Consider the following 18,166-nt stretch of genomic DNA (forward strand, 5'->3'; position numbering starts at 1 on the left):
ATGATCACTGGGAGGAAAACATGATCAGCAGGCCACTTATCGGCTTGGCGCTTTGCGCCAGCATTCTGGGCTCGGCCGTTCCGGCTTTCGCCGATACTGAACTGAAAATCTTCGTGTCGAGCCAGCATCATCCAGACGTCTGGCGCAAGGTATTCGACCAGTACGAAGCCAAGACGCCAGGGGTGAAGGTCACCATCGAGGCTGGCGGCAACACGTCGGAAGCTCAGGCTCAATACCTCAACACCGTGATGTCGGCCAAGGACACCAATCTCGACGTCCTGATGCTCGATGTCATCCGACCGGCTCAATATGCCAAGGCCGGCTGGACCAGCGACTTCTCCGACAAGGATATGTCGAAGTTCCTGCCGACCTACACGGAAGCAAATACCGTCGATAGCAAGGTCGTCGCCATTCCGGCATTCGCCGATGCGATGTTCCTCTACTATCGCAAGGATCTGCTCGACAAATACGGCATCCAGCCACCGAAGACGTGGGAAGAGCTGACGGCCGCCGCCAAGAAGATCACGCAAGGCGAGGGGCGTCCCGACCTCCAGGGCCTGTCGTTCCAGGGCAAGGCGATCGAGGGTGCCGTCTGCACCTTCCTGCTGCCTTACTGGAGCCAGGGCAAGACACTCGTCGAGAACGGCAAGCTAACGTTCGATCACGATGCCGCGGTCAAATCGCTGGCGCTGTGGAAGAGCTTCGTCGATGACGGCGTCGCCAAGAAGAACATTTCCGAAGTGGCGACCGATGACACCCGCAAGGAATTCCAGGCCGGCAACGTCGTGTTCGCCATCAACTGGTCCTATGGCTGGTCCAGCTTCCAGGGCAAGGATTCGGCCGTTGTCGGCAAGGTCGATGTTGCAACGCTTCCGTCAGTGACCGGCGGCGAGCAGGCAAGCTGCCTCGGCGGTTGGGAGTTCGGCGTGTCTGCCTACTCCACGCATCAGGAAGAGGCAAAGAAGCTTGTCGAATTCCTGTCCAGCCCTGAAGTCTCGAAGTTCATGGCTGTCAACGGCGCGCTGCTGCCGACCTATGCCGATCTCTACAAGGATGCCGATGTGACCAAGGCAGCGCCGTGGTTCGCCAGCGCTCTGCCAGTGGTCGAGACCGCAAAGGCCCGCCCTGTCACCCCTCGCTACAACGAGGTCAGTGAAACCATCCGCACCACCATCAACGCTGTGCTGGCCGGTGTCAGCACGCCGGAAGAAGGCGCTTCGCAGATCGAAGCGCGGCTGAAGCGGATCTTGCGATAGTCCGCTTTTGCGCACCATGCGCTGACCTGCAACACATCTTGTTTCTCCGTTGCAGGTCGCGCTGACCGTGCCCCCGACAGAAAGGGATATGACATGAACACGCACAGCAGGAGCGCTCGCCGTGAGTATATCAATCATGCCGCTCACTGACGCAGATGAAGAGCAACTGCCGCGGTGGAGCAAATGGCTCGACCTGAGCGACCGCGCGCTGGCCGTTCTCTTGCTGGCGCCCGCCGCCATCCTGCTGTCGCTGATCATCGTATATCCCGTTGGGCGGTTGGTCTACACCAGCTTCTTCAACCTGTCGCTGACCTCCGGCTTGCCGGCGGAGTTCGTCGGCATCGACAATTACCGCGCAATGATCGACGATCCGGTGTTCTGGCAGACGCTGTGGAACACGGTGCTGATCACGATCATCACTGTACCCGGCGCCCTGCTGGTCGGCCTCGGACTTGCGCTGCTCGCCAATCTGCCGTTTGCCATGCAATGGCCGGTGCGACTATCGCTGCTGATCCCATGGGCGCTGCCGCTATCCTTCGCCGGCCTGATCTTTGCGTGGTTTTTCCACTCCGAATACGGTGTCGTCAACGACGTGCTCACGCGTCTCGGCTTCGGCAGTATCATCTGGTTCAATTCCCCGAACTGGGCCTTTGCCGCCATCTGCCTGACGATCGTGTGGAAGACGTCATCCTTCATGGCGCTGATGATCCTTGCCGGCCTTCAGACCATTCCGCGTTCTCTATACGAGGCTGCTGATGTCGATGGGGCAGGGCGCGTCCGGCAGTTCTTCGAGATCACCCTGCCGCTGCTCAAGCCCTCGATCGTCGTTGCGCTGATCTTCCGCACCATCACGGCGCTGCAGACCTTCGACATTCCGTTCATGATGACGGGTGGCGGGCCTGGCACATCGACGGCGACGCTTGCGATGTACATCCACCAGAACACCGTGTCGTTCCTCGACCTCGGCTACGGATCGGCGCTCGCCGTCGTTATGTTCGCGCTGTCGATGGTCGTCACTGCGGTGTATCTCCGCATCATCAGGACAAAGGAATAGGTCATGAGCGCCGTTGTCGTTCCCAGCCCCGCGTCGTTCCTGGCCGGTAAACCTCTGCGCTTCATTGCCGCCGCAATCCTACTCGTCAACGGGCTGTTCCCGGCGCTGTGGATCTTGTTCACGTCATTGAAGACAGAAAGCGAACTGACGCTGAAGCCAATCACCTGGCTGCCGCATCACGCCACGCTTGCAAACTACATGCAGGCCTTTTCCGACCAGCCGCTGCATCTGTTCCTGTTCAACAGCTTCATGGTGGCGCTGCTGTCGACGTTGCTGACGCTGTTCGTATCGGTTCTCGCCGCATACGCGCTGGCGCGGCTCAACCTGCGTTTCCGTGGACTGATCCTGGCGCTGATTGTCGCCGTCTCGACCTTCCCGCTGGTGACACTGCTCGTGCCGCTGTTCGAGATCATGCGCTCGCTCAATCTCTTGAACACGTGGGTTGCATTGGTCCTACCGTATACGGTGCTGTCCCTGCCGATCTGCACGCTGATGCTGATCTCTTTCTTCGAGGGCATCCCGCGTGATCTCGAAAATGCCGCGATGATCGACGGCTGCACCCGGCTTGGCGCTCTTTTCAAGGTCGTCGTTCCCCTTTGCGCGCCCGGTGTCTTCACTGCCGGCATCCTCGCCTTCGTCAACGCCTGGGATGAGTTTCTGCTGGCATTGTCGTTCAATTCCAATCCGTCGCTCCGTACCCTCCCTGTCGGTATCCAGCTCTATCAGGGCGAGTTCGCCTTTCCCTGGCCGGTCATCTCGTCCGCGCTCGTCGTCGGCATCGTTCCGGTGGCGATCCTGATCGTCATCTTCCAGGAGCGTGTCGTGTCCGGCCTGACCTCGGGAGGCATCAAGGGATGAGCCACGCCACAGCAATGCAGCGAGACAGCATGTTTACCGATTCAACGCTCGAACGTCCGGCGCCGACTGAACTCAGGCAGGCGGGCGGGACCGGAGAGCGCGTCGTGCTCGACGCGACCGCTTCGGGCTTCAACGTGTCCCTCGACGGGCGCGTCGTTCTCAACCACACGAGCAGCGCACCCGCAATTTTCGTCGGCATCGGCGAAGAGCGCATGGACATGTATCGCGGCAATTTCGACATCGAAGACTATGTGATCGAGCGCAGCAGATTAGCGCATGCCGAGATCGACGGACGCCGGATCGCATTGTCGGAACGCGCTGGCCAGCCGCCACGCCTCGTCCTAACCTTCACCGACAGCGCCATCGAAATCCAGGCGCTCGATCCGCTGATCAACCGCTTCTGGATGCGGGTCGCTGCCGACCATGACGAGCATGTCTGGGGTGGTGGCGAGCAGATGTCTTACTTCGACATGCGCGGCAGGCGCTTTCCACTTTGGACCTCTGAGCCGGGCGTCGGCCGCGACAAGACCAGCGAGATCACCTTCAAGTCCAACGTCAAGGATCGTGCCGGCGGCGACTACTTCAATACCAACTACCCACAGCCGACCTATGTCTCGTCGGCACGCTACGCACTGCATGTGGAGACGACCGCCTATTCGGTCTTCGACTTCCGCCACAAGAGCTTCCACGAGATCGAGACCTGGACGATCCCCGAGCGGATCGAGCTCTTCGCAGCGCCCAGTTTCGTCGAGCTCGTCGGCCAGCTTTCCAAACGCTTCGGCCGCCAGCCGCGTCTACCCGAGTGGGTCTATAAGGGTGCGATCATTGGCCTGAAAGACGGCGTCAACTCCTTTGCCCGGCTGCAGGCGATGCGAGACGCGGGCGTACAGGTCTCCGGTCTCTGGTGCGAGGACTGGGTCGGGCTTAGGCAGACCTCCTTCGGGGCAAGACTGTTTTGGGACTGGCAGGCAAACGAGGAGCGCTATCCGGGTCTGCGCCAGAAGATCGCCGAGCTGAATGACGCGGGCATCCGCTTTCTAGGCTATGTGAACCCCTATCTATGCGTTGATGGCCCGCTCTTCCCGGAGGCTGAACGTGCCGGTTATTTTGCCAAGACGACGGAAGGGGCGACAGCCCTGGTCGATTTCGGCGAGTTCGATTGCGGCGTGGTCGATTTCACCAATCCGGAAGCGGCCGAATGGTTTGCCGAAGAGGTCATCGGCAAGAAGATGCTGGATTTCGGTCTATCCGGCTGGATGGCAGATTTCGGCGAGTACCTGCCGATCGATGTCAATCTAGACAACGGCGTTGACGCCAAGCTGATGCACAATGCGTGGCCGACCCTTTGGGCCGAGGTCAATGCCAACGCCGTCGCGTCGCGTGGCATGACCGGTGAAGCGCTGTTCTTCATGCGGGCAGGCTTCACCGGCGTCCAGGCGCATTGCCCTTTGCTGTGGGGTGGAGACCAGTCGGTTGACTTCTCGCGCCACGACGGTCTCGTGACCGTCATCTCGGCAGCACTATCGTCAGGATTGCTCGGCAACGCTTACCATCACTCCGATATCGGCGGATACACCAGCCTGTTCGGAAACGTGCGGACCCCTGAACTACTGATGCGTTGGGCCGAGATGTCGGTCTTCACCTCGATTATGCGCACGCATGAGGGAAACCGGCCCCGTGACAACGTCCAGATCGACCAGGATCTACAAGTGTTGGCGCATTTCGCGCGCATGACGCGCCTTTACGTGCATCTGGCACCCTATCTCCGGACACTGTCGGCAGCTGCCGAGGAAACAGGACTTCCGGTGCAGCGGCCACTCTTCCTGCATCATGAAGATGACCGCAACACCTATGCGATCCAAGACAGCTACCTTTATGGCAAGGAACTGCTTGTTGCGCCTGTCTGGCAGGCCGGACAGCACGAACGGCTGCTTTATCTGCCAAACGGCGTTGACTGGATACACGTGTGGACCGGCCAGGCGTATGCCGGCGGTCAGGAAATCAATATTGCCGCGCCGGTGGGTGAGCCGCCGGTCTTTTATCGCGCCGACGCATCGTTTGCCGCGACCTTTACGGCGCTGGCTGAACTTTGAGTGGCAGTTAGAGCCTTTTGACGCGGCACATCTCGATCAGCGTCGAGGCAGCTTTGCTGCTGTGCCGCTCCTTGTGGCTCAGAAGGCGAAATTCACGGACCGGCTGGCAAAAATCGACCTCGATCAGTTTGCCGGCCTCGATATGTTGCTGAGCGGCGAGACGGGAGACGGCGGCGGCACACAGGCTGTCATCGAGTGCTGCCAGGATTGCCTCGTTGGATGGCAGCACCATCGCGATCGTCAAATCCTCGACCTTGATACCCATCTCGGCCAGCGCATCTTCGAACACGGAACGGGTCCCCGAGCCAATCTCGCGCATCACCCAAGGTGCTGCGACAAGCTCGTCGTTCGGTGGTTTGCCGGCGCGCGCCCACGGGTGTGATGCACTGACGACCACCACAAGCTCGTCTTGCGCAACGACCGAAGCTGCGAGCGCCGGCTCGTCGATGTCACCTTCCACGAAGCCGACATCAGCCTCGCCGGAAATGACCGCATCGGCGACCGTGCGGGTGTTGCCAATCGTCAAAGTGAGGTCAATGCCTGGGTGCGACGCGTGGAACCGCATGAGGCGGGAAGGGAGCCAATAGCTGGCGATCGTCTGGCTGGCGAACACACTCAACGTTCCGCGCTGCATTCCTCCAAGCTCGCTAAGCACAAGCTCGGCTGCACGCGCTCTCGCAAGCAGCGACTTCGCTTCGCCGAGGAAGATCCGCCCCGATTCCGTCAGCTCGATGCGGCGGCCGACGCGGTGAAAAAGCTCGACGCCATAGTGATGTTCGAGATTCTTGATCGCAGTGCTGACGGCCGATGGCGTGAGGTTGATTGAGGCCGCAGCCTTGGTCAGGTGTTCACGCTCCGCCACCGCGACGAAAATTGCAAGCTGTTCGAAGGTCATGGGAAATCATTCTATTTTCTCGAACGAAATGTAGAAGAATATTCGATGGAAGTCGACGCGATTAGCTGAAAAATCTGCCGGGCAATCATTAGAATTCCAGGTGACCGATGACCCTCCACAATTGTTACAGCCGTAGTCGCCAGATCGTTCCCGGCTTGCTTGTCTGCATGGCGGTCGCTGCTGCGGCCTATCTGTTCGAGCGACTGGAACATGCCGTATTCGGGGTTGGGCTTCTCGAAGCGCTGGTCTTTGCAATCGTGATCGGGATCATCACGCGAACGGCTTTACCCGGCAAAACATCTTGGCAGCCCGGCATCAGTTTCAGCTCCAAGACATTGCTCGAGATCGCGATTGTCCTTTTGGGTGCTTCCTTGAGTTTGGGAACGCTACGAAGCGCCGGTGCGACGCTGGTCGTCTGCGTGGTGGCGATCGTTGTCATTTCGATCTGCGCCAGCTTTCTCGTCGCGCGGTTTTGCGGATTGTCGAGCCGCTTGGCCCTGCTGATCGCTTGCGGAAACTCGATCTGCGGCAATTCCGCAATCGTCGCGGTTGCTCCGGTCATCGAAGCAGATTCTGACGAAGTTGCCGCCGCGCTGGCCTTTACCGCAGTTCTGGGGGTCGCCTCGGTTCTCATCCTTCCGCTGATGTATTTCTATGCGGGCATGACGGTCACGCAATATGGCGCGTTGGCCGGCTTGACGGTTTATGCGGTGCCGCAGGTGCTCGCCGCTGCGGCGCCTGCCGGCCTGGTGGCGGTGCAAACCGGGACATTGATCAAGCTGCTACGCGTCCTGATGTTGGGGCCGGTCATTTTCGTGCTTGGCATTCTCCAGAAGGACCGCAGTGATTGCGCCCATGCGCAACGCGGTCTCGTCCCGTGGTTCATCATAGGCTTCATCATCGTGGTGATCGCTCGCTCGATGGGGCTCATTCCAGCTGCGATCATCCCGTTCTTGCTAACGCTATCGAGCGCGTTGACCGTCCTTGCAATGGCGGCACTGGGTCTTTCGGTGAATATTCGCACCGTTGCCAGCGCAGGCGGACGCGTCATTCTTGCGGCATCTGCGTCGCTGCTGCTTTTAACGGCGATGAGCTATTGCGGCGTTATCACCGTTCTCGCACGTTGATGACGAGCGAGTGGCTTCAGACGACGCCGCATTCAAGAGCGAAGACCCCGCTGGGAGATGCAACTGGTGAGAGGAGGCATTTTTCGACGATGCCTCCTTGTACTTTCGAGCGCTAAGATCTCTGGGAAACGCGCCCGCGCGCAACGACTTGACTGAGCGTGCCACCACTGGCTGGCACGGTGATTGCTTATGTAATGGTGGGGAGGAGGCTGTCTGGAACAAATGAAATGGCCTTTGCATACTCCACCGACAATCTTCGCCAGCACGAGAAAGCCCAGTATTGGCATGACAGTGTAGCAGCTCATCTGATCCCAGCGGAAGCTAGCTACGCTGACGCCTCCCATTTCGAAGGATCACTTAAGGGAGGTGAACTGGGTGGGCTGACTATCTGCCAAATGCAGGCCAATCCCCACACGTTCGTGCGAACGTCGAAAATTTTGCGGCAATCCCCCGACGAAGATTTCGTCGCCACCTTTCTGCACGAAGGGGAAATGACCTTTGCTCAAGCCGGGAGGGAGGTGAAGGCCAAGCCCGGATCGATCGTTGTTCTGGATGCCGGTCAGCCGTTTAGGCATGAAATGGGCCAAATCAAGTCCAGTATCGTCCGCCTACCGCGGCGGTTGTTTCTAGCGCGATTTCCGAGAGCGGGAAGCCTGACCAGTGTTGAGATCGCAAACGATGATGGCCTGACCGGCCTGCTCCGGACAATGGTGTTTGAGGGCGCCCAGCTTAGGACCTCGCCAGGATCCGGCGGCGAGATGCGTTACGCCTCCGCGTTGGTCGACATGATCATTTCCGCAATGGAGCGGACTGCGGGTTCTGCCAGCAAGGACGTTGCCGGTTATCGGACACTCTACAACCGGGCGACAGCCTTCATGGATTCAAAGTTGGACGATGCTGAATTGAATACCACTTCGATTGCCCGGGCCATCAACACGTCGACCCGAACTTTGGCGCGCGCTTTCGCGGCTGAGCGCACCACGGTCATGCACTTTTTGTGGGCACGTCGCCTACAGGTTAGCTTCTCCCTGCTTGCTGAGCGCCGGGTTAGCCAAGTCACCCAAGCCGCCTATCAATGTGGCTTTAACGACCTGTCTCACTTCAACCGCGCATTCAAAGCGGAGTTCGGGATGACTCCTGGCAAAGTGTTGCGCAACGGATTGCCCGGCGCGTGAACGTAGACAGAAGCGGGAGAGATGCTTCTGACCATTGCGGGGCCCAGGGAGGCGTTGGCCTCAGGTATGTGGCCGCCATCTCGTGGGCCTAGATTGGCACTCTCAGTCAATTTTCGCTGTCCGAGCGAAACAAGACAGCAACCATCCCTAGTCGTAGCTTAACTGTCGTAGGGGTGAGGTCCAAATTAGCTTGGCCTCCATGATTTTGGCAGGGCGGCACCTGCGCCGTGCCTAGATAGCAGTCCAGGGAGAATGCAATATGACGGTCAAAACAGACATGGTTCGCCATAGCCGGCGTTCTATGCTGCAGATGGCAGTAGCGGGTTCGATGCTGATGCTCAGCGCGACCGCGGTTATGAGCCAGGAAGTCACTCTGAATTTTTGGGACATGGTGTGGGGCGGGACTGAGTATCCCGCTGTGGCCCAGAAGCTCGTTGATCGCTATAACAAAGAAAATCCCGACGTGAACGTTGTCTACCGCGCTGTGCCGTGGACGAACTGGTATGAAACGTTTGTGACGGCCGTCGCTGCAGGCAGCGCACCCGACCTTTCCACCGGCGGCGGTTATCAGGCAGTGCAGCTCTATTCCCAGGGCGCGATCATGCCGGTCGACGAACTCGTTGCCAAAATGAATGCCTCCGAATTCGCGCCAGGCACCCTAGATGCCATGAAGTATGACGGTCACTACATGGGTGTTCCGTGGGCGCTCAGCCCGGACGTTCTGTGGTACCGCAAAGACCTTCTGGCCGAGGCCGGTATCAAAGTTCCAACCAATTGGGACGAACTGCGCGCTGCTGCCCGGGCGCTGACCAAGGACGGTAAGTACGGCATTGCATCGTCCGGCGACACCAACGGCGCCCATTGGCTGCTCCACTTCGCCGTAGGCAATGGCGGCGGCCTCTTTGACAAGGAAGGCGATGCGGCAATCAGCAGCGAACGCACCATGGAAGCATTCCAGTACCTCTCCGACCTCGTCGCCGATGGCTCTGTGAACCCAGCGAGTGTGGGCTACACCGGTGCTGACGCCCGCGGCGCGCTCTATCGTGGTGAAGTCGCGTTCTACCTGGGTACGGCTGCAGTCGCAAACCGCGCTGGCGACGCCAAGGACCAGCTCGGCATCGTTCCACCGCTGGCCGGACCACATGGTGATGTCGCCGGGAGTTGCTCTGTCAACAATATCATGGTCTACAACCAGACCCAGCATAAGGACGAAACGTTCGCCTTCCTAAAGTGGTGGTCGGAAAATGCCCTTCCGCTGTTCACTGAAGGTATGGTGGGCGACCTGCCCGCACGTGTGTCGATCGCAAACGACGATCACTTTACCAGCGACAAAAACCTGACCTACGTGCTGAACGACATCGTCCCGGTCGCGAAGTTGATGTCTGAGCACAAGGGCGGCACGTTCCCGGCGCTGAACGCAGTCGACGGCGATGGTTTCCTGTTCAGCCTCATCCAGTCGATTTGGCAGGGCCAGCCGCTTAAAGGTCCGGCGGCAACCGCCCAGGCGCACCTCGAAGACATTGTGAAGAGCCAATGACGGCGGTCGGTATGTCCTCTGAAAAGAAGGTCTGGCGCGAAAGCGCCAGACTGAGAGCACTCAAGGATCTCTCCACGCCGGCTTTGCTGCTCGCGCCGTCGGTGATCTTGCTGCTGATCGTTATCGTCGTGCCGATGGTGCAGGGGCTGTATTTCAGCTTCACCAATGGCTCGCTGATGAAAGCTGGCCATTGGGTTGGGTTGGAAAACTATGTCAAGCTCCTGAGCTCTGCCGCGTTCTGGAATTCCCTGCGCTTCAGCGCGATTTTCGCAGTGTGCAACATCGCGGGGTGCTACGTTCTCGGACTGGGGATCGCACTGCTGATGCAGAAGGACATGCCAGCTCGCGGTCTGTTCCGTGTCTTGCTGTTGTTACCGTGGATCGTTCCGTCGCTGGTGTCGATCGTGTCGTGGCGCTGGCTGGTGATGGACGACAAGGCGCTGTTCAACCAGATCATCGGTGTGTTTGGCGGCAGCCCGATCTTCTTCCTGTCCGATAGCACTTGGACCATTACCATCGTCGTGCTCATCAAAATTTGGCGGAGTTTTCCGTTCATGATGCTGTCGCTGCTCGCAGCGCTGCAGAGCATCGATCGCAGTCTCTACGAGGCAGCCGCGATCGACGGCGCCACCAAATGGCTTATGGAATGTCACGCTACCGCAGATCAAGAACATCTCGATCGTTCTCTGTTTGCTGATGACGATCTGGTCGGTCAACGACTTCGATACGCCCTGGCTGCTTGCCCAAGGTGGACCCGCTAACGCGACGGAAAACCTCGTCGTCCTTGCGTACCGATATACCTTCGCTCGCAACGATGTCGGCATGGGTGCCGCGGCATCCTTCGTCACCCTTTTCATTCTGATGGTGCTGGTGGGTTTCCTGCTCCGTCTACAGCGGCGGAGTCAGTAATGGACCATCAAACCGTTCTCCAGCGTTGGATGTGGGCCGGCATCACCCTGCTCGTCGTGCTGATCATCAACTTGCCGATCATTCTCATGGTGCTCAACTCGTTTCAGACGACCGAGCAGATGATCGCGACCAGGGACCTGATCCCACGGATGTTCTCGTTGGTGAATTATGAAGGGCTGTCACAGACCCCCTTCTTCACTTACCTCAAGAACTCAATCATCACCTCGGTCGGTTCAACGATCTTCAGCGTGACAGCCGCCGTCCTGGCGGGCTACGCCCTGTCTCGTTATCGCAACGGGCTTCTCAATGGATACTCGGTAGCACTCTTCGCAGTCCAAATGTTCCCGATCATTCTCGCGCTGATCCCGCTGTTCATGTTGTTCAAACCGTTGGGGCTGATCAATTCGCCGTTGTCGGTCATCATCATCTATGCCGTCGTCAACCTGCCTTTTGTGACGTGGATGGCCCGCAGCTATTTCGACACCATTCCGCGTGAGCTGGAGGAAGCAGCCCTTATCGATGGATGTGGTCCGCTGACAGCATTTGTTCGTATCGTGCTGCCTCTGTCGGGGCCCGGTATCGCGGCCGTTTCGATCTATGCTTTCCTCTTTTCGTACAATGAGTTTTTCGTGGCGAACGTGTTCCTGAGGACCACCGACGTCATGACGCTCCCGGTCGGTATTCGAATGTTTATGGACCAGTTCTCGACGGACTGGGGCAGCCTCATGTCAGCCGCCACGCTGACCATGTTGCCCACCCTTATCCTCTTCCTCTTCGTCCAAAAGTTCATCCAGCACGGCGCTGTCGCCGGTGGCGTGAAAGGTTAGTCTCATGGCGTCCCTCACCGTTAAATCGGTCACCAAGACCTATGCCAACAACTCCGTTCTGCATGGTGTCGATGTCGATATCGCCGATGGTGAATTCGTTATCCTCGTCGGCCCCAGCGGCTGCGGTAAGTCCACACTGCTCCGCATGATTGCAGGCCTCGAAACCACTAGTGGCGGCGAGATCCGGATCGGTGACCGATTGGTCAACAATCTGGCCCCCAAGGATCGCGACATAGCCATGGTCTTCCAGGGATATGCGCTCTATCCGCATATGACCGTTGCGCAGAACATGGGCTTCTCGCTCAAGCTCAAGGGTCGGCCTAAGGCAGAGATCGATGCTGCCGTGAACCATGCTGCCAACATCTTGTCCCTGACGAATTTGCTGGATCGAACCCCGAAACAGCTCAGTGGTGGGCAACGCAGCGCGTCGCAATGGGCCGGGCGATCGTCCGCAATCCCCAAGTCTTCCTGTTCGATGAACCCCTGTCGAATCTCGACGCAAAACTCCGTGTTCACATGCGGTCCGAGATCAAGGAGCTCCATCAACGGCTTGGAACAACGATTGTTTATGTGACGCATGACCAGACCGAAGCTCTGACCATGGCCGATCGCATCGTGGTGATGCACGGCGGCCTGGTCGAGCAGATCGGTCGTCCCCTCGAACTCTATGATCGCCCCGAAAATCTCTTTGTCGCTGGCTTTATCGGTTCGCCGGCCATGAACCTGATTGAAGGGACGATGGAAGCTGCGGGCGCTTTTGTGTCGGCCAGCGGTGTCCGCTTCGCGGTGCCGGGGCTGGCAGCGTCCGACAGGAAGGTGGTGCTTGGCATTCGGCCGGAGCACCTCGAGCTGGTTGCCGCCGATGCACCCGGCGCCACCACGGGACAGGTCGTCGTTATCGAACCCACCGGGGCGGAGACCTTGATCTCCCTGCGCTTCGGGACGGATACGGTCGCCGCGCTGGTGCACAGCCGACTGGATCCCGCCTCCGGCAGCGACCTCAGCGTGCGTATCCCTGAAGGATTGGCCCACCTGTTCGATCAGGAAACCGGCAAACGCATCAACTGATCTGCACTCTGGCGCCGAAACATTCCAGGTTCGCGCAGCACGTGCGAGCCTGACCTCTTGCTCACTCAGGAAACCCTATGACTATCCGGATCGCTTACAATCCGCTTTCCTTCTCGATGACCGAGGATGGCTACAAGCCAGAGATCACCCCGCCGCTGCCGACCATCCTGGCGGCGGTCAGCGCGGCGGGATACGACGGCATCCACGCCGAAATTCCGGCCGACATCACACCGCACACATACAAGGCAATGCTGGGCGATTACGGCCTCAGCCCCGCACCGGGCTACTTCTCCGCGAATTTTGCTGACGAAGTCGCGGTTGCCGACGCCTTGGAACGTGCCAGGCGGATCGGCTCGGCACATGCAAAGCTCGGGCTCGATCGAATCTTCTTCGCAGATCGTTTCGGCGCCATCCCGGAACGCATCGTCACGCCGGCGCAGGGTGTCGCGTCAGACCGGGAAACATCGCTCCTGGCAGCATCGAACATGGAACGCGTCGCTCGCGTTCTCGTTGCCGAAGGTGTGGTGCCCTGTCTCCACCCGCACATCGGCAGCCGCGTCGAAACGCAGGGCGACGCGGAGCTCGTTCTCGACAACGTTCCACCAGACCTTCTCATGTTTGGCCCGGATACAGGGCACCTGGCATGGGCGGGCGCCGACATGGTGGAGATGTTCACCCGTTATGCCGGCCGGATCGGCGCCGTACACGTCAAGGACTACCACAAGGCCGTTGCCGACGAGGTCAAGGCCCTCGGAGAAACCTACGACGATGCAGTCCGCAAGCACATTTGGACCGAACCGGGTCGCGGCAATATCGATCTGAATTCCCCACTGCAGGCTATCGCAGGTTTTGATGGCTGGATGGTGGTGGAGGTCGATCTTGCAGACCAGCCGACCGTCGAACAGAGCGCGAAAATCTCCATCGACTGGTTGCGCTCGCACCTTGCTGCGGCCACCGGCCAGCGCCACTAACATAGATCGGGTATATAGCGATGACCAAAGTTTATGGTGTCGGCATCATGGGCGCGGGAAATATCTCGTCCGCCTATCTCAAGCTCGCTCCGCTGTTCAAAAACATGCAGGTGCGTGCGATTGCCGACCTCAACGGTGAGGCAGCCACGAGCCGGGCGAAGGAATACGGCGTCGGAGCCCAGACGCCCGAAGCCATGCTCAAGAATTCGGAGATCGACGTCATCGTCAATCTCACAATTCCGTCGGCGCATTTCGCCGTGACGAAGGATATTCTGTCCGCCGGCAAGCATGCCTATTCCGAAAAGCCCTTCGTGCTGAGCGTGGAGGAGGGGCTCCAGATCAAGGCCATGGCCGAGCAGCGCGGGCTGAAGGTCGGATCGGCACCGGATACGTTCCTGGGCGGCTCGCACCAGCAGGCCCGCTCGATCATCGACAGTGGCAAGATCGGTCGCATCGCCTCGGGCACCATGCACATCATGGGTCGAGGCATGGAACACTGGCATCCCAATCCCGAATTCTTCTATCAGCCTGGCGGCGGTCCGATGCTCGACATGGGGCCGTACTATATCACCGACCTGATCCACCTGGTTGGTCCCATCAGGCGGGTAACTGCCTTGACGGGGAAGGCGAAGGAGGAGCGGCTGGTTACGGCGGATGGTCCGAACAAGGGCACTTCAGTCAAGGTCAACACGCCGACGACGATCCATGCCGTGCTTGAATGCACCAATGGCGCCCTCGTCACCTTGGGCGCCAGCTGGGACGTCTCCAGCCATGGCCATCACAATATCGAACTCTATGGCACCGACGGCACGCTCTACGTTCCCAATCCGAATTTCTTCAATGGCGAACTGGTCGTAACGGACACTATCGGGACCAAATCGACAATAGAGGCGTGGGACCACCCCTTTGGCATCGCCAATGAGGATCTCGACAAGCCAATCCCCCGCGCCAATTATCGGAATGCAGGGCTCTCCGACATGCTCGATACGATCGGAACCAGCCGCAAGCCCCGCTGCGACCTCGATCTGGCCCTGCATGCGGTCGACGTGATGCTGTCGATCCTGAAGTCCGGCGAGATCGGCGAAGCGGTCTCCATCCAGACCACTTGCGAGCGGCCCGACGCTTTTACGCCGGAACAGGCCAGAGCACTGCTGCGCTAGTCGCCGCGCCTTTTCTTCCTCGACGCAATCTCGCGTCGAGGCTCTCACACCGCAACCTGACGAGGACAATGATGTTGGACGATATCCGCAAAATGCCGATTACCTTGATCGGCCTGCCTTACAACTACGGCACACGTGTGCCGACCAAGACAAACTCGATGTGCAACGGGCCGCTCGTGCTGCTGAAGCAGGAAAACGTTCCCGCTGCGATGGCAAAGGAATTCGACGATATCGAAGTCATCATGATTGATGACGTGGATGAACCGACGGCGCGTGAGACTGGCGGCGATGTCCGTCTGCTGCCCGCCGGGGATCAGATGGCCCGTCAGCTTGTCCAGAGCATGCGCCTTGCCACCGTGCTGAGAGAGGCGCGCTCGCGCGGCCGCCTGGCACTCGCGGCCATTGGCACCTGCTCGCAGGCTCTGGGCATGGTGGGCCGCGTCGCCGAACCCGACGAAGAAATCGGTATGATCTGGCTGGATTGCCATGGTGATGCCAAGACGCCCGATACGACCGAGAACGGCTATTTCGAAGGCATGCCGGTCACCACCATCGCGGGCCAGTGCTGGCCGCGGATGCGGCGGAAGATTCCGGGTTTCCGGGAGATTTCCGAAGATCGCATCATTTCGGTTGGGCTGCACGAGCAATATACCGAGCGTGCTCGGCCCGGTTCCGGCTATGCGGTAGGCGAACGGGTCGACAAGCCGGTCATCGAAAAGTTTGGCTTCGAAAGTGCCCTGACCCAGGCCCTGGATCGTCTGGCGACCCGTTGCAAGAAGGTCTACGTCCACGTTGACGTCGACGTTCTTGATCCGACCGTGCTGCTGCCAAGCTACCATACCGCTCCTGGCGGCCTCACCGCCGAACAGCTTGCCAATGCCCTGACACTGATCTCTGAGCGTCTTGAGATTCTCTCGGTTGCCTGGGCTGCTCTCGATCCTACCCTGGATCCCAAGTGCCTCGACGTGGTGGTGCCCCTGTTCGTGCACTCTGCCAAGGTGACTGCGCAGAGCACTCAGCGCAACGGCTGAGCGAACGTTCGCCAATCCGACCAACTCACCTCGCCGCGGGGCTATGCTCCGCGTCGACAAATTTCTATCGGTTTGTATCGGGAGTGCCATCATGCGGACCATCAAGGGCCCGGCCATCTTCCTCGCTCAATTCGTCGGCAATCAAGCGCCATTCAACTCCCTCGACTCCATCTGATAATGGGCAGCCGACTATGGTTACAAGGGTGTCCAGATACCGACTTGGGTCAGCAGCCTGATCGACCTCGAAAAGGCAGCAAACTCGCAGACTTATGCGGACGAGATCTCTGGCACGGTACGGGCGCACGGCCTGGAGATTTCCGAACTATCCACACACCTTCAGGGTCAGTTGGTTGCTTCCCATCCTGCCTACGACTTGCAGCTGGATGGCTTTGCACCTGAGGCCATCCGCAACAACAAATCTGGGCGTCAGCAGTGGGCGGTTCAACAATTGCTGTTTGCCGCCAAGGCCTCACAGAATTTGGGGCTGACGGGCCAGGCCACGTTCTCGGGCTCATTGGCATGGCCGTTCCTCTATCCATTTCCACAGCGCCCGGCGGGCCTGATCACCGAGGCTTTTGCCGAGCTCGCTCGTCGCTGGATGCCCATCTTGGACGCATTCGAAAATGCTGGCGTGGATGTCGGGTTCGAGCTTCATCCCAGCGAGGACCTGCATGATGGTGTGACGTTCGAGATGTTCCTCGACGCCGTGAAAAACCATGGCCGCGCAAACATCCTATATGACCCCAGCCACTTCCTACTCCAGCAGCTGCGTTATCTCGAATTTATCGACATCTACCATGAGCGCATCAAGCTCTTCCACGTGAAGGATGCCGAGTTCAATCCGACGGGCCGCCAAGGTGTCTATGGCGGCTACCAGAATTGGGTCAACAGGGCAGGACGGTTCCGATCTCTTGGTGATGGCCAGGTCGATTTCGACGGCATCTTTGCAAAGATGGCGCAATACGATTTTCCCGGGTGGGCTGTTCTTGAATGGGAGTGCGCGATCAAACACCCCGAAGATGGAGCCCGTGAAGGCGCTGAGTTCATCCAATCGCGCATAATTCGTGTCACCGAAAACGCATTCGACGACTTCGCCAGCGGAGGAACAGACCTTGCAGCGAACCGTCGGTTGCTCGGGCTCTGACCCCGGCAGTGTTGGCCGCACTCCTCCCAGGTCGGTCACCCCGCCCACTTCGAAAGGAATAGGATCAATGAGCGAGCACGGCAGTGCGCGGATTCGTCTTGGCATGGTCGGTGGCGGCACGGGCGCTTTCATCGGCAATGTGCATCGGCTGGCGGCGAGGCTCGACGGGCACTATGACCTCGTTGCAGGTGCGCTTTCGTCGCGAGCTGACGTTGCTATTGAGTCTGGACGCAGACTGGGCTTAGACCGCGACCGCGTCTACACCAGCTACGAAGAAATGGCGCGATCCGAGGCCTCTCGGCCAGACGGAATCCAGGTAGTGGCCATTGTCACGCCCAATCATATACATGTCGGACCTGCGAAGACCTTCCTTGAGGCGGGCATCCATGTGATTTGCGATAAGCCACTGGCCTCTACACTGGAAGATGCGTGTCTTTTGGGAGACGTGAAGCCAGCCAAGGGGGCAAGGTTCCTTTTGACGCACAATTATACCGGGTATCCCTTGGTTCGCCAGGCCAGAGAGCTTGTGGCGTCAGGCGCCATCGGCAAAATTCGGGTTGTGCAGGTCGAGTATGCCCAGGACTGGCTCACCGAGCCTGTTGAGCAGATTGCCGACGCCAAAGGTGCCCAATGGCGTACCGATCCGGCGAGATCGGGTGTCGGTGGCGCCATCGGGGACATCGGTACCCATGCCTTTAATCTTCTGCGTTTTGTTACGGGAATTCCTGTCGAGGCGGTTGCCGCAGATCTGACTAGCTTTGTTCCTGGACGTCAGGTCGACGACAATGTCCACATCATGTTGCGGCTTGAAGGGGGCGCCCGGGGAATGCTGTGGGCGAGCCAAGTCGCGCCTGGCAATGAGAATGGCTTGCAGCTTCGCGTCTACGGCGACATGGGCGGACTGGAATGGCGCCAAGACAACCCGAACATCTTGTGGTTCACGGAGTTCGGAAAGGCCAAGCTGTCAGTACCGGAGCAATACTCCTCATTAGTGCCGTTTGAATCTTCCCCAGGTGCTGCGGCCGCTGGTCTTCCGGGGCGCGCCCCGGAAGACCAGCGGC

At 59.2% G+C, this 18,166-nt stretch carries 14 protein-coding genes and 2 pseudogenes; 15 read left to right on the plus strand and 1 reads right to left on the minus strand.

All coding sequences use genetic code 11. From position 1 onward, the window contains the following. Positions 1–20 precede the first annotated feature (20 nt). The 4 genes from J5286_RS29280 to J5286_RS29295 all read left to right on the plus strand — a co-directional run bounded on the left by J5286_RS29280 (position 21) and on the right by J5286_RS29295 (position 5,261). Positions 21–1,256: an ABC transporter substrate-binding protein gene (locus J5286_RS29280; protein ID WP_209193500.1), complete on the plus strand. Its 1,236-nt coding sequence runs from the start codon at positions 21–23 to the stop codon at positions 1,254–1,256. Positions 1,257–1,392: 136 nt separating this feature from the next. Beyond that, complete coding sequence (locus tag J5286_RS29285; RefSeq protein ID WP_209193512.1) at positions 1,393–2,310, plus strand: carbohydrate ABC transporter permease; 918 nt, start codon at positions 1,393–1,395, stop codon at positions 2,308–2,310. 3 nt (positions 2,311–2,313) lie between these two features. Continuing rightward, positions 2,314–3,168, plus strand: coding sequence for a carbohydrate ABC transporter permease (locus tag J5286_RS29290; RefSeq protein ID WP_209193501.1), 855 nt, complete (start codon positions 2,314–2,316; stop codon positions 3,166–3,168). A gap of 29 nt (positions 3,169–3,197) precedes the next feature. Beyond that, positions 3,198–5,261, plus strand: coding sequence for an alpha-glucosidase (locus J5286_RS29295; protein WP_245206654.1), 2,064 nt, complete (start codon positions 3,198–3,200; stop codon positions 5,259–5,261). Between the two features lie 7 nt (positions 5,262–5,268). On the opposite strand, the gene J5286_RS29300 is transcribed toward J5286_RS29295, so the two are convergent. Next, the gene (locus J5286_RS29300) at positions 5,269–6,156 is read right to left on the minus strand and encodes a LysR family transcriptional regulator (RefSeq protein WP_209193503.1); all 888 of its coding nucleotides are present in this window, start codon (positions 6,154–6,156) and stop codon (positions 5,269–5,271) included. A 107-nt stretch (positions 6,157–6,263) separates the two neighbouring features. Here J5286_RS29300 and J5286_RS29305 point away from each other — a divergent pair, with 107 nt between their 5' ends. The 11 genes and pseudogenes from J5286_RS29305 to J5286_RS29355 form a co-directional block, all read left to right on the plus strand. Then, on the plus strand, positions 6,264–7,283 hold the full coding sequence (locus J5286_RS29305; RefSeq protein ID WP_209193504.1) for a YeiH family protein: 1,020 nt from the start codon (positions 6,264–6,266) through the stop codon (positions 7,281–7,283). 227 nt (positions 7,284–7,510) lie between these two features. After that, complete coding sequence (locus tag J5286_RS29310; RefSeq protein ID WP_209193505.1) at positions 7,511–8,458, plus strand: AraC-like ligand-binding domain-containing protein; 948 nt, start codon at positions 7,511–7,513, stop codon at positions 8,456–8,458. Between the two features lie 259 nt (positions 8,459–8,717). Then, on the plus strand, positions 8,718–9,995 hold the full coding sequence (locus tag J5286_RS29315; protein ID WP_209193506.1) for an ABC transporter substrate-binding protein: 1,278 nt from the start codon (positions 8,718–8,720) through the stop codon (positions 9,993–9,995). Further along, on the plus strand, positions 9,992–10,756 hold the full coding sequence (locus J5286_RS29320) for a carbohydrate ABC transporter permease (RefSeq protein ID WP_209193507.1): 765 nt from the start codon (positions 9,992–9,994) through the stop codon (positions 10,754–10,756). Before J5286_RS29315 ends, J5286_RS29320 begins: the two co-directional genes overlap by 4 nt. Before the next feature lie 147 nt (positions 10,757–10,903). Beyond that, entirely contained in the window at positions 10,904–11,731 is an 828-nt protein-coding gene (locus J5286_RS29325; protein WP_209193508.1) for a carbohydrate ABC transporter permease, read from the plus strand. Positions 11,732–11,735: 4 nt separating this feature from the next. Then, positions 11,736–12,799: pseudogene (locus tag J5286_RS29330) on the plus strand (ABC transporter ATP-binding protein). A gap of 77 nt (positions 12,800–12,876) precedes the next feature. Continuing rightward, positions 12,877–13,770 (plus strand): sugar phosphate isomerase/epimerase family protein, encoded by an 894-nt coding sequence (locus J5286_RS29335; protein WP_209193509.1) that lies wholly within the window; start codon positions 12,877–12,879, stop codon positions 13,768–13,770. A gap of 20 nt (positions 13,771–13,790) precedes the next feature. Continuing rightward, entirely contained in the window at positions 13,791–14,930 is a 1,140-nt protein-coding gene (locus J5286_RS29340) for a Gfo/Idh/MocA family protein (RefSeq protein ID WP_209193510.1), read from the plus strand. A gap of 71 nt (positions 14,931–15,001) precedes the next feature. Continuing rightward, on the plus strand, positions 15,002–15,961 hold the full coding sequence (locus J5286_RS29345) for an arginase family protein (RefSeq protein WP_209193511.1): 960 nt from the start codon (positions 15,002–15,004) through the stop codon (positions 15,959–15,961). A gap of 91 nt (positions 15,962–16,052) precedes the next feature. Then, a pseudogene (locus J5286_RS29350) lies at positions 16,053–17,105 on the plus strand (sugar phosphate isomerase/epimerase family protein). Positions 17,106–17,172: 67 nt separating this feature from the next. Beyond that, positions 17,173–18,166 (plus strand): Gfo/Idh/MocA family protein (locus J5286_RS29355; protein WP_245206655.1); only part of this gene is annotated, 994 nt, incomplete at its 3' end.

The sequence above is a fragment of the Rhizobium sp. 16-488-2b genome (genome assembly GCF_017741815.1).
Classification (GTDB): Bacteria; Pseudomonadota; Alphaproteobacteria; order Rhizobiales; family Rhizobiaceae; genus Rhizobium.